Source organism: Streptosporangium sp. NPDC000239, from assembly GCF_040300765.1.
In the GTDB taxonomy this organism is placed as follows: Bacteria; Actinomycetota; Actinomycetes; order Streptosporangiales; family Streptosporangiaceae; genus Streptosporangium.
Genome location: NZ_JBEPEI010000015.1, coordinates 84,166 through 96,495 on the forward strand (window position 1 = coordinate 84,166; position 12,330 = coordinate 96,495).

At 70.9% G+C, this 12,330-nt stretch carries 10 protein-coding genes; 8 read left to right on the forward strand and 2 right to left on the reverse strand.

Features of this window, described 5'->3' with window-relative positions; translation table 11 throughout:
- Positions 1-203: 203 nt before the first annotated feature.
- Complete coding sequence (locus tag ABT340_RS30155; RefSeq protein ID WP_352014236.1) at positions 204-1,865, reverse strand: alpha-amylase family protein; 1,662 nt, start codon at positions 1,863-1,865, stop codon at positions 204-206.
- Between the two features lie 107 nt (positions 1,866-1,972).
- Between ABT340_RS30155 and ABT340_RS30160 the strand changes: the two genes are divergently transcribed.
- The 7 genes from ABT340_RS30160 to ABT340_RS30190 all read left to right on the forward strand — a co-directional run bounded on the left by ABT340_RS30160 (position 1,973) and on the right by ABT340_RS30190 (position 9,991).
- Positions 1,973-2,380, forward strand: coding sequence for a hypothetical protein (locus tag ABT340_RS30160; protein ID WP_352014237.1), 408 nt, complete (start codon positions 1,973-1,975; stop codon positions 2,378-2,380).
- A 321-nt stretch (positions 2,381-2,701) separates the two neighbouring features.
- A complete protein-coding gene (gene secD, locus ABT340_RS30165) occupies positions 2,702-4,969 on the forward strand; it encodes a protein translocase subunit SecD (protein ID WP_352014238.1) in 2,268 nt (755 codons plus the stop codon).
- A gap of 124 nt (positions 4,970-5,093) precedes the next feature.
- A complete protein-coding gene (locus ABT340_RS30170; protein ID WP_352014239.1) occupies positions 5,094-5,294 on the forward strand; it encodes an EF-hand domain-containing protein in 201 nt (66 codons plus the stop codon).
- Positions 5,295-5,890: 596 nt separating this feature from the next.
- Positions 5,891-7,006 (forward strand): aminotransferase class I/II-fold pyridoxal phosphate-dependent enzyme, encoded by a 1,116-nt coding sequence (locus ABT340_RS30175; RefSeq protein ID WP_352014240.1) that lies wholly within the window; start codon positions 5,891-5,893, stop codon positions 7,004-7,006.
- On the forward strand, positions 7,003-8,064 hold the full coding sequence (locus ABT340_RS30180) for a cupin domain-containing protein (RefSeq protein WP_352014241.1): 1,062 nt from the start codon (positions 7,003-7,005) through the stop codon (positions 8,062-8,064). Before ABT340_RS30175 ends, ABT340_RS30180 begins: the two co-directional genes overlap by 4 nt.
- The gene (locus tag ABT340_RS30185) at positions 8,061-9,581 is read left to right on the forward strand and encodes a tRNA ligase subunit PheS family protein (protein WP_352014242.1); all 1,521 of its coding nucleotides are present in this window, start codon (positions 8,061-8,063) and stop codon (positions 9,579-9,581) included. Before ABT340_RS30180 ends, ABT340_RS30185 begins: the two co-directional genes overlap by 4 nt.
- A complete protein-coding gene (locus tag ABT340_RS30190) occupies positions 9,578-9,991 on the forward strand; it encodes a nuclear transport factor 2 family protein (RefSeq protein WP_352014243.1) in 414 nt (137 codons plus the stop codon). Before ABT340_RS30185 ends, ABT340_RS30190 begins: the two co-directional genes overlap by 4 nt.
- Positions 9,992-10,087: 96 nt before the next feature.
- Here the strand turns inward: ABT340_RS30190 and ABT340_RS30195 are convergent, their stop codons facing one another.
- On the reverse strand, positions 10,088-11,461 hold the full coding sequence (locus tag ABT340_RS30195; protein WP_352014244.1) for a hypothetical protein: 1,374 nt from the start codon (positions 11,459-11,461) through the stop codon (positions 10,088-10,090).
- 232 nt (positions 11,462-11,693) lie between these two features.
- Here ABT340_RS30195 and ABT340_RS30200 point away from each other — a divergent pair, with 232 nt between their 5' ends.
- Positions 11,694-12,326 (forward strand): IclR family transcriptional regulator, encoded by a 633-nt coding sequence (locus ABT340_RS30200; RefSeq protein WP_352014245.1) that lies wholly within the window; start codon positions 11,694-11,696, stop codon positions 12,324-12,326.
- The last annotated feature ends 4 nt before the right edge of the window (positions 12,327-12,330 follow it).

Genomic DNA, 12,330 nt, shown 5'->3' on the forward strand with positions numbered 1-12,330 from the left:
ACGGTCAGGCAGTGATCATGAAGGCCAGGCCCAGCAGGACGACGACGGGGATCAGCCACACCACGGCTTCGACGGCGAACTCCTTGTACACGGTCAATTTCTCCCTTTAAGTCCCACTAAATCCATAAATCTGGCCATGCGAAGCATATGCGGTCCCACGGGTGGCCCCGCACCCGGCCCACGACGGCCACCTCCCGCAGCGGTCAGCTCCCCTTGGCCGAGGCGTCCTCAAGGGGCTCGTCGGGCGCCGACACACGCAGCCAGCGCGTGCCGTACGGCTCAAGCGTGAAGCTCACCCTCCCGTCGGGGGGCAGGTCGAGCGTGCCGTCGACCAGCAGGTCGGTCAGCATCTGCCCCTCGTCCAGGCCGTCCAGGACGAACTCGGCCCTCGCCTCGCGGTCGGCGAAGTTGTGGACGGCGACCACGGTGCCGCCCTCGGCGTCGGCCCGGTGGACCAGCACCGCCTCGTCCGCCGTCTCCAGGACCCGGTAGGCGCCCCAGGCCAGCTCCGGAGACTCCCGGTAACGCTCGATCAGCAGGGTGATCCAGCGCAGCAGCGAGTCGGGGTCGCGGCGCTGGGCCTCGACGTTGACCTCACGCGGGCCGTACGGCCCGGCCGGGGTGGAGACGGGGGTCCGCTCGGCGACGGGTGAGAACCCTCCCGAGGCCGTCCACTGCATGGGGACCCTGACCGCCATCCGGCCCTCCCCCTCCGGGTTCTCACCGAGGCCGATCTCCTCACCGTAGAAGAGCACCGGCGTGCCGGGCAGGGAGAACAGCACGCTGTAGGCCAGCGCGAGCCGCCGCCGGTCGCCGTCGAGCATCGGTGGCAGGCGCCGCCGTACCCCCCGGCCGAAGACCTGCATGTCCTTCTCGGGGGCGAAGGCGTCGAAGACCTCCTGACGCTCGGCGTCGGTGAGCTTGTCCAGGGTCAGTTCGTCGTGGTTGCGGATGAAGGTGGCCCACTGGCAGTCCTTCGGCGGGGCGGGCCGTTCGCGCAGGGCCTCGGCCAGGGCGGCGGGACGGCCCCGGGCCATCGACAGGTGCAGACGCTGCATCCCGATGAAGTCGAAGCACATGGTGACCTCGTTGCCGTTGCCGTCACCGAAGTAGGCCATCAGGTCCGGGTAGGGCAGGTTGACCTCGCCCAGCAGGATCGCGCCGCCGTCGCGGCGGTTCATGAAGGCGCGCAGGTCCGCCAGGAAGGAGTGCGGGTCGCCGCCGGCCCCCTCGATCAGGAACGGCACCGCGTCGACCCGGAAGCCGGAGAGGCCCAGCTCCATCCAGAAGCCGAGGATGCGGGCGATCTCGTCGCGGACCTCGGGGTTGCCCACGTTCAGGTCGGGCTGGAAGCGGTAGAAGCTGTGCAGGTAGTACTGGCCACTCCCCTCGTCGAGTTCCCAGATGCTGTCCTCCTTGTCGGGGAAGACGATCGCCTTCGGGTCGAAAGGTCCTGGCTCGTCCCGCCAGACGTACCAGTCGCGCTTCGGCGAGTCCCGGCCCGACCTGGACTCCCGGAACCACGGGTGCTCGTCGGAGGTGTGGTTGACCACCAGGTCGGCGATCACCCGGATACCCCGGTCCCTGGCGGTCCGCATGAACTCCACGAAGTCGCCGAGGGTGCCCAGGCGGGGGTCGACCGAGTAGAAGTCGGTGATGTCGTAGCCGTCGTCACGGCCGGGGGTGGGGAAGAAGGGCATCAGCCAGATGCACGTCACCCCGAGACGGTCGAGATGGTCGATCTGCTGGGTGAGTCCCCTGAAGTCTCCGACGCCGTCGCCGTTGCCGTCCTTGTACGTCTCGACGTCGAGGCAGTAGACGACGGCGTTCTTCCACCACAGATCAGCAGTGTGGGTCAGTCGCATGCGCCCGCACTACCCGGGCTTTACCCGTTTATGGGGGTATTAAGTAGTGATCGTTCCCCTTATGGCGCCGGTACGGCTACGGTGGAGGCCGGACTGTGGAGGGGACCATGCGGCAGCTCAGGCACGGCGCGCCCTTCGGGTGGCTGCTCAGCCTGCTGTTCCCGCTGCTCGTCGCGGCCGGCCCCGGCGCCTTCCCCTCCCCGGCTTCGCTCACCGGTACGGCCGCCGCCCCCCGGCACTTCGCGATCATCGCGGAGCGGCGCCCGCTCTCCCAGGAGTCGTCGGCGGGAGAGCGCCCGCACATCCCGGGGACCCTCACCTCCGCCCTGCTCTCGATCCTGGCCGGACCGGCGGGAAGCGGCGGTCACCCGGCCGTCGTCCCGCAGGCGGACCTCACACCCGCCCTGCTGCCGACCGGGCCACGACCCCGCGCCACGGGCGAGGCTCCCTTCCCATCCCCGGCACCGGGGACCGGCCCCGCCAGAGCCCCTCCGGCCACCTCCACAGGCGCCTGAGCGCCACCTGACCGCCCGGCCACACGCCGGGCGCACGACACCGTCCGGGACGTTCGGGACGGCGAAGCACCCCGGCACGTCCGGAGTGACGGCGCCGTCCGGCCCGTTCCCTGACGGTCGAACCGCCTGGGACGTCCCGGAACACCTTTCCGGGCTTCGCCGTACCCGCGAACGTCCCGGCGCGCCCGCGGATGCCCTGCCAGCACCCTGACCAGTGCCTTTGCCAGTGCCTTTGCTCATGCCCTGGTCATGCCTCAACGGCGCTCCGGCGCACCCGCGGGCCGTAACCCAAGGACTTCTTCCAAGCCTGTGGAGGCTTCCATGTCGCGTGCCCCCGTGGTGCGCGCGGTGACGGCGCTCGCCGTCATCGCCATCTCACTCTTCGTGGCGTTCACCATGACGCCACGCCTCGGTCTCGACCTGCGCGGCGGTACCCAGATCGTGCTGGAGACCAGGGACTCCCCGACCGCCAAGGCCGACGCCGAGGCCACCGACCGCACCCTTGAGGTGCTGCGGCGCAGGGCCGACGCGCTCGGTGTCGCGGACGCCCCGCTGTCGCGTTCCGGCGAGCGGCGCATCATCGTCGAACTGCCCGGTGTGCAGGACCCGGCCAGGGCCGCCGAGGTCATCGGCAAGACCGCGCAGCTGACCTTCCACGCCGTCGAGGGCATGGCGGACGAGAAGACGACTCCCGGCAAGGGCCGGCTCGTCATCCCCGACGAGGACGGCGCCAAGCTGCTCGTCGGCCCCGCCAGGCTCACCGGGGACGGCGTCAGCGGCGCCGAGGCGGGGACGGACCCGCAGAGCGGCGGCGGCTGGTTCGTCACGCTGGACTTCCGCGACAAGGGCGGCGAGGAGTGGGCGAAGCTGACCGGCGAGGCCGCCTGCAACGCCCCCGGCGACCCCAAGCGCAGGGTCGCCATCGTGCTCGACGACAAGGTCCTCATCTCTCCGCAGGTCAACGAGGGCGTCGGCTGCCGGGTCGGACTGACGGGCGGTTCGACGCAGATCACCGGCTCCTTCAGCGTCGAGGAGGCGCAGGACCTGGCCGCGCTGATCAAGGGCGGTTCGCTGCCCGTGCCCGTCGAGATCGTCGAACAGCGGACCGTCGGCCCGACGCTCGGCGCCGCGGCCATCCTGGCCAGCGCCCAGGCCGCCGTCATCGGCGTGCTGCTCACCGCGCTGTTCATCGTGGTGACCTACCGTCTGGCGGGGGCGATCGCCACCATCGCCCTGCTCTGCTACGCGTTGATCTCCTACGCCGCGCTGGTCGCGCTCGGCGCCACGCTCACCCTGCCCGGTCTGGCGGGTTTCGTGCTCGCGATCGGCATGGCCGTCGACGCGAACGTACTGGTCTTCGAGCGCGCCAGGGAGGAGTACGCCGTCAAGCCCCGGCTGCGGCCCGCGCTCGACAAGGGCTTCCGCAACGCGTGGAGCGCGGTCGCCGACTCCAACATCACGACGCTGCTGGCCGCCGGCCTGCTGTTCTTCCTGGCCTCGGGGCCGGTGCGGGGCTTCGGCGTCACGCTGGTCATCGGCGTCGTGGCCTCGCTGTTCACCGCGATGGTCGTCACCCGGGTGCTGGCCCAGTGGGCGGTGAACCTGTCCCCGGTCGCCAGGCGGCCCAAGCTGACCGGTCTGGCGGACGTCGGCCGGGTCCGCAGGTGGCTGACCGAGCGTCAGCCCGCCCTGATGCGCAGGCGGATGCCGTACTTCCTGGTCACCGCGGCGCTGATGGTCGCGGCGATCGGCGGGATCACGGTCAGGGGGCTGGACTTCGGCGTCGAGTTCACCGGCGGCAGGCTGATGGAGTACTCCACGACCAAGCCGCTGAGCGCCGACGCCGCCCGCGAACTGGTCTCCGAGGCCGGGTTCCCGAACGCGGTCGTGCAGTCCTCGGACGAGGGCGTCTCGGTGCGGACCGGCCGGATCGGCGAGGCCGAGCAGGCGCGTATCGAGACGGCGCTGGAGGGCGGGGGCGGTACGGTCACCAAGCAGCGTGACGAGCTCATCGGCCCCAGCCTGGGCGAGGAGCTGCGCAGGAACGCCATGATCGCGCTCGGTGTCGCGCTCGCCGCGCAGCTGGCCTATCTGGCCTTCCGGTTCCGCTGGACGTTCGGTCTGGCGACGGTGCTCGCCCTGGTCGTGGACGCCGCGGCCGTGATCGGCGCGTTCGCCTGGCTGGGCAAGCCGATCGACGGGGTCTTCCTGGCCTCGATGCTCACCGTGATCGGTTACTCGGTCAACGACAAGGTCGTGGTCTTCGACCGGGTCCGCGAGCTGTGGGGGGCGCGGCGCAAGGCGCCGTTCGCCGAGGTGGTCAACACCGCCATCCTGCAGACCGTGCCCCGTACGGTGAACACGGGTCTCGGCGCGCTGTTCATCCTCGGCGCGCTGGCCGTGCTCGGGGGTGACTCGCTGACCGACTTCGCGGTCGCGCTGCTGATCGGCATCGTCGTCGGCACGCTGTCCTCCGCGCTGGTCGCGGCGCCGCTGGCGATCGAGTTCGAGCGGCGCGGCAAGGCGGCGCCGCCGCGTCCCAAGGCCACGCGGAGCCGTACGAGGGAGGGGTCGGGAGCGGTCCTCTGAGCCTTCTCAGGACGCCCGGGGCGGGGCCCGCGCCGAGGTTCGGCGGGCCCCTCCTCGGGGAGGGGACGGGCCGCTAATGTGCTGGGAATCCGGTTCCCCCCGACCTCTGGAAGGCAGACACACCGTGGCGGAAGACTACGCGACGACGTTCAGGATCATCGATGTGGACGGCGACGGCCTCATCTCGGCGCCCGAGCTCGCACGGCTGATGGAGGTGCTCGGTCAGCCGCTCACCCCTCAGGGGGCGGCCGAGGCCGTGGCCAGGATCGACCAGGACGGCGACGGCCTCATCTCCCTGGAGGAATTCGCCGGATATCTCGGCTGATTTCCCCCGTTTCTCCTCATCGAGGGCCGTGGGGGCCGTGACGGCCCCCCGCCCGACCTTCCGCCATAGTCGCCGGACATTTACCACTTCAAGTGGATTTATCCGCTAATACGCCGCCTGAATAGATGAAATTCGGTGGTGCATCGGCGATATGGCAAAGCATTCGCTCCTGCCCTTGCGGGCTATTGACTCTCCATTCACGACCTAATAACTTAAAGTAGCCAATGAGCTTCATAATGTAGCGATGAGGTGAGGTTCAATGCGTCACACGGTCACGTCGTCCGCCCGCTCACGGCACGGCCCATGAGCACCGTGCCCCCGGAAACGCCCCCCTGAACGCCTTTTCCGAGCACCGTACGCACCACGAAAGACTCCCACACGCACACCCGGTTCAGCTTTCCAGCGTGAGCTGACCCCAATCCTGCGCAGCGGATCGGTCGTCCCCTCGCCGACCTCCCGCCGACTCACCGCGACAGCGCGGAGCCAGCCGGAGATTCCCAGGCATACGACCGATCGGTCTCCAGGGTCCTCCATCCGGCTTTCTCCGCAGGAGGTGAGACATGGCCGGAGGTCTCGCACGTGAAGTGATCCGGTCGATGCGACCGACGTTCCCCACGGCGCCCCGCCGGGAACGCCACGACCTGGTCAATCTGAGAGACAACGAGAATCCCTTCGGCGGACCGCACCGCCACTATCCCGACAACGGGAACGACGACCTGGTCGCCGCCTACACCCGCGCGCTCGACGTCGTCGAGCCCGTGCCCGACGGCCTCACCCGCCCCAGGTGGCGGTGGGGGCCGGAAAGCGTCCTGATCACACGAGGCGCGGCCGACGGCCTCGACCTGGTCTTCAGGACGTTCTTCGAACCCGCCTCGGACGCGGTCGCCGTGACCCCGCCCAGTTTCGCGCTCTTCGACGAACTGGCCACGGTCTACCGGATCGCCCGCCTGCCCGTCCCGTTACGGGGAGAGCGGCTCGACCGGCTCGACGTCGAGCGGCTCGCCGCACTCCCGGTCAAGGGCGTCATCCTGTGCGACCCGGGCAACCCGACCGGCACCTGCCTGGACCGGCGGGACGTCCTGGCGCTCCTTGGGTCCTTCCACGGCCTGGTCGTGATCGACGAGGCCTACGTCGAGTGCTCTGGGCGTGTGTCGTACCGGCACCTGATCCCCGAGCACCCCAACCTCGTGGTCGTGCGGTCGATGTCCAAGGCGCTCGGCCTCGCGGCTCTGCGTCTCGGCGCCGTGTTCGCCCATCCCGACCTGCTCACGGCGCTGCGCAAGACGCGGCTGCCGTACGCCCTGCCGGGACCGGTGGCGGCGCGGGCCGTCGCCGAGCTGTCACGGCCGACGCGGCTGCGCGAACGGATCGCGGCGTTCACCGGGGAGCGCGACCGGCTGGCGGCCGGGCTCGCCGGATGCCCGGGAGTCGGGCGCGTCTTCGCCGAGGCGGGCTTCGTCACGGTCGAGGGGGAACACGCCCTCGCCGACGAACTCTGGCGGGCCGGCTTCGACACGCTGCCCGAGCCGATGGGCTGGCCTGGGCACGTGCGCGTCTCCGTGGGACGGCCCATGGACAACACCCGGCTGCTCGCCGTACTCAAGGGGACCGCCGGTACGGCGCAGGAGCCCTCGGTCGGTGTGAGGAAAACGACGTTCCGCATGGCGCGCGGCGGGATCGCCGCGATCCGGGGGAGAGGACTCCAGGCATGAGCACCGAGACGACCACGGCGCTGTCCGTGACGACCGTCGCCCGCCACGACATCCGCGCCATCACCTCGGTCAGGATCGACGGCGACATCCACCAGCTCGGCCAGCAACGCGACTTCCGCCGCAACGACGCCCTGGCCGCTTTCCTGCCCGAGGCGGGCAGACCGTCCTTCGCCTGGGTACGGCTGCGCGACGGGGAGAGCCTGGCCGTGCACCGGCATCCGACCAAGTCCATGATCCTGGTCTGCAGCGGCTCGGTGCTGCTGCTCGGCTCCGACGAACGCGAACTGTCCGAGGGGGACGTCGTGTGTGTGCCTCCGGAGAGCGACCACGGTTTCCGCACCCGTCCCGGTGAGGAGTTCCACGGTCTGTCCGTGCAGTTCGAGGGGGCCGGTCTCTACGAGGACGGGCACACGCCGAGAGCGAGCTTCGGCGGCTCCGGGGAGGCGCTGGCCGAGCTCGAACGCCTGAACGAGACGCTGCTCCTGCGCCACCGGGGCAACGCGCTGTTCACCCTGTTCGACAGCGGCAGGCTGACCAGGGAACCCGTGCTTCGGGCGCGTTTCCTGGCCGCTCTCTACGTGTGGGCGACCTACTTCCAGCGGATGCTCCACGCCCGCCAGGCCACCTGCTCCGAGGAGCGCCTGCGCGCGGAGTACGGCGAGCACCTGCGCGAGGAGCTCGGTCACGACCGCCTGCTGCTCGAACAGTACGACGCGGGCACCGACGTCTACGACCCGATCCTCGAAGCGGCGGGAAGCTGGTTCGTCGCCCAGATGTACCAGATGGACGAGGCCCAGCGGATCGTGCTCGTGCACATGGTCGTCGAGTCGAGCGGCCACCTGTTCGGTCTCACCACCTCGGAGATCTTCCAGGAGGAGGGCGGCTACTTCGCCCTGCACGCCCAGGCGGACGACGACCACAGGAACGTCGGCAGGGCCCACCTGACGGCCCTGCCCCCCTCGGCCTTTCCCGCGCTCGCCGAGACCTGCAGGCGGGCGTGGGACCAGATGGACCTGGTCCACGAGCGCATCGCCGCCTGGACCCTGAAGGACGGATGATGATAGCCGCGACCGGGGGGCGTGTTCCCGCCCCCCACACCGGTACGGCCTCGCCGTACGCCTCCTGCGCCCCGCCCGGCGCCCGGCATCCGGTGACCGTGATGTCCGAACGGATCGTGGACGTCTTCGCCGACCTGGGCTACCGCGTCGCCGACGGGCCCGAGGTGGAGGCCGAGTGGTTCGCCTTCGACGCCCTCAACATGGACAAGGGCCACTTCGCCCGCGACCGGGACCACACCTTCTACGTCGCCGACCCGTCGGACAACGGACGCGGCTGTGGCCTGGTGCTGCGGGGACACACCTCCCCGGTGCAGATCAGGCGCATGCTCTCCTCCCCTCCGCCGATCCGGATGATCTGCACCGGGCGTGTCTTCCGCCCCGACCCGCCCGACGCCACCCACAGCCCGGTCTTCACCCAGGTCGAGGGGCTGGTCGTGGACCGCGGCCTGACCATGGCCGACCTGGCGGGCACGCTCGACCACTTCGCGTCGGCGGTGTTCGGCCACGGCGTGGTGACCAGGCTGCGGCCCCACTGGTTCGCCTACACCGAGCCGTCCGCCGAGATCGACGTGGTGTGCGCGGTCTGCCGCGGCGTTCCCGAACGGGCGTGCCGTACCTGCTCGGGAGCGGGATGGGTCGAGTGGGGCGGCTGCGGGATGGTCCACCCCAGGGTGCTGGCGACCTGCGGTGTCGACCCGGCCGAGTACGGCGGATTCGCCTTCGGCGTGGGGGTGGAGCGCACGTTGATGCTCAAACACGGCCTCGACGACATCCGCGCCCTCGGTGAGACGCCGCTGCCCGAGGAGCCGCCCGGTCCGCCCCGCCCCGGAACCGTCAGGCGGGCGGCCGGGAGGGCGCTGGCCTCGGCCGGATACGTCGAGACCGTGACCTCCCCCTTCGTCGGAACCGCCGCCTGGGACGCCCTCGGCCTGGCCGCCGACGACCCGCGCAGACGCACCCTCACGCTCGTCAACCCGCTCGACGCCGGCGAACCCGAGCTGCGCACCACGCTGCTGCCCGGCCTGCTGGGCGCGTTGCGCCGGGACGTCGCACGCGGCCGGACGAACCTCGGCCTGTTCGAGCAGGGCACGGTCTTCACCTCCCCGGTCCTCATGGCCCGGGCGCCCCGCGTGCCCACCGGGGCCCGGCCCGGCGAGGCCGACCTGCGGGCGCTGCGGGACCTCGTCCCCGCGCAGCCGTACCACCTGGCGGCCGCGCTGGCGGGAGAACCCCGCTGGGCTGAGCTGGTCGACGCGGCCCGCACGGTCGCGGGCGCCTCAGGAGACGGCCTGCGGCTGACCACCCGGGAGGGAGGTCCTCCGCCGTGGCTGCCCGGACGCTGTGTCGCGCTGCTCGCGGGTCCCACCGTGCTCGGCCACGCCGGGCAGCTGAGTCCCGACACGGTCGGCGCCATGGACCTGCCGCCGGGAACCAGCGCCATGGAGCTCGACCTCGACATCCTCGAACGCCTCACGACCCCGAACAGCGACGATCTCAGAGAAGGTGAAAGACCGTGACCCCGGAAGAACTCGCTCACGCCTACCTTGACGGGCTCGAACGCGGCGACCTCGACGCCGTGCTCGGCCTGTACCAGGAGGGAGGGATCGTCCACTCCCCCCTGTACGGCCCCATGCCCGCGGCGGAGTTCTACCCCGCGCTGTTCGCCGACACGGGCCGCGCCAAACTGCTGCTGCTCGGCACGACGCAGGGCAGGACCGTCACCGGAGCCCCGCTGGTGACCATCTGGTTCCGCTTCGACTGGACCCTGCCCTCGGGGCAGCCGGCGAACTTCGAGTGCGTCGACGTCCTCGAACTGGCCGACGACGGGCGCGTCACGGCGCTGCACATCATCTACGACACGGTGACGGCCAGACCCGCCTTCGAGGCGGAGAAGGGCGTGGGCAGCTCCTGGCGCCCGGTCTTCTGACCGGCCCCAGGGCGCTCCTCCGTTCGGTGGAAACACGAAACCCCAGTCCCACGGTTCGGGTCGTGGGCTGGGGTTTCCGCGTTCGGCCTGGGAGGGTCAGGCGATCGTCAGGTAGACCTGGCTGAAGGTTTCGGCGATCTTCTTGAGGTCGGTCGCCGTGTCCACCTCGGGGGTCGCCGGGGTGTAGACGGCGGCCATGCGACGCTGGATCGGGGCGAGCTTCTTCAACTCGTCCCAGGCGGTCAGCCGGGTGACGGTGCCCTTGGCGTCCTGGACCCGGGTCCAGACGTTCACCTGCTGGGCGGAGCCGTCCAGGACGGGCTTGGAGACCCTGGCCGCGATCTGCTCCGCGGTGACCTGGCCGACCAGGCCGGTCTCCTCGGCGGCGACCTGGCCCAGGGCGTCCCAGGCGCGGGCGCGGACCTGGATCCACTGGTTGGCCTGGGCCTGCTCCGGGGTGATCTTCCAGGTGGTGTAGCCGCCGTAGGTCAGGCCGTTGTCGAGGGAGAGCTGGTCGACCCGGCCGGAGATCAGGTGCGACTCGACCCGCTCGGGGGCCAGCAGCGGGTAGCGCTTGCGCATCTCGGTCTTGCAGGCCTCGTCACCGCCGCAGGCCAGCTCGGGGACGACCGTGTGGACGCCGAGACGCTTGCCCGGCGCGGCCTGGCGCAGCGCGGCGGAGGCGGCCGTGACGAAGGCCAGCACCTCGTCGTCGGTCTTGAAGGTCGAGTTGTAGCCGAGCTGGGAGCTGAACCGGATTCCGGCGACCTCGGGGCGGGCGGCCAGGGCGGCGACCCGCTTGACGGCGGCGGAGAAGTTCTGCGCCCCCGCCTTCCAGTCGTCGGCCAGCTCGGTGTCGATCCAGACGCGCAGGCCGGTGCCCTTGGCGGTGGTGATCACCTGGCCGACGGGACCCTGCGCGGCGGCGGTGACCTCCTGCGGGGTCGGGACCGTGGCGGCCGCCTGCTGGGCGGTCTGGGCCGTGGCGTTCTGGGCGGTGTTCGCCTGGCCGGTGGGCTTGAGGCCGCTGCTCTGCTCGGGCGCGCTCTGCGTGCCGTCGCCGCCCTCCTGGTAGCCGCCGACCGCGCACTCCTGGCCCGCCTCGCACTCGGGCGCGCCGTCGGCGTCCGCGCCCTCGGGGAGCGGGGTGTTCTCGTCGCCCACGGTGCCGTCGCCCTCAAGCTGGGGGCAGGAGCTTCCCGGGGCCGAGCAGTCGATGAACTGGCCGTCGGTGGCGGTGGCGGACTTGAGGTTGGCGTTGTCGTTCGCGCTCCAGAACTTCACGATGTCGTATGCCTCGTCCGGCTTGGCCAGCCAGCGGCACACGATGAAGGCGGGGGCGTCGTCACCCATCAGATCGTTGCAGCTGCGATCGTCGTCCTGTGAGAAGGCCGCCGCAGCCGGCGCCAGCGCTCCGATGACCGCGACGGCCGCGCCGACGGCAAGAGTCCGTCGCAGGTTGATTCGCATGTCCCGAACTCCCAGTGATCCAGTCAAAACGATCGTTTCGCACCCTATACAGATCTCCGATCCCTCAACAGGCTTAGTCAGGAAATAGCCAGAAACCTGCCATATCCCAGTCAGCTCAGCTTGGCCATACCGAAATGCCATACCGACGGTTCCGTACGGCGGAGGCCGCGCGGACATCACATTGGGACACCACGGATAATCGGGGCATGTTCCCAGCCCTGTGGACGCCCTGATGGCCGCGGAGTCCTCGCAGACCCTTGAGCGCGGTCTGCGCCTGCTGCGCCTGCTCTCCGACGGCAGGCCCGGCCGGACCCCGACCGAGCTGGCCGCGGAGCTGGGGCTGAGCCGCCCGGCGGTCTACCGCCTGCTCACCACCCTGCAGAACGAGGGGTTCGTCAGGCGGGACGGTGAGGGCCGTCTCCACCTGGGCTTCGGCGTCCTCGTCCTGGCCAGGGCCGTACAGCCGTTGCTGCGTGAGGGCGCCCTGCCCGCCCTGCGGCGGCTCGCCGAGGAGGTCGGGGCGACCGCGCACCTCACGGTCGCCGAGGGGGAGGACGGACTGGCCGTCGCGGTCGTCGAACCGTCGTGGACGGACATGCACGTCGCCTACCGCGAGGGGTCGCGTCACCCGCTGACCAAGGGGGCCGCAGGACTGGCCGTGCTCGCCCTGCGCGAAGGCCGTACGGGCCATGTGGTCACCGAGGGGCACCTCCAGGAGGGGGCCAGGGGCATCGCGGCGCCCGTGCCCGGGCTGCCGTGGCTTGAGGCGTCGGTCGGCGTGGTCTCCTTCACCCCGCTGGACCCCGAGGTCGTCGGCCCCCGGGTGGCCGCCTCGGCCGTCGAACTGTCCCGGTCCCTGGCCTGAGCCC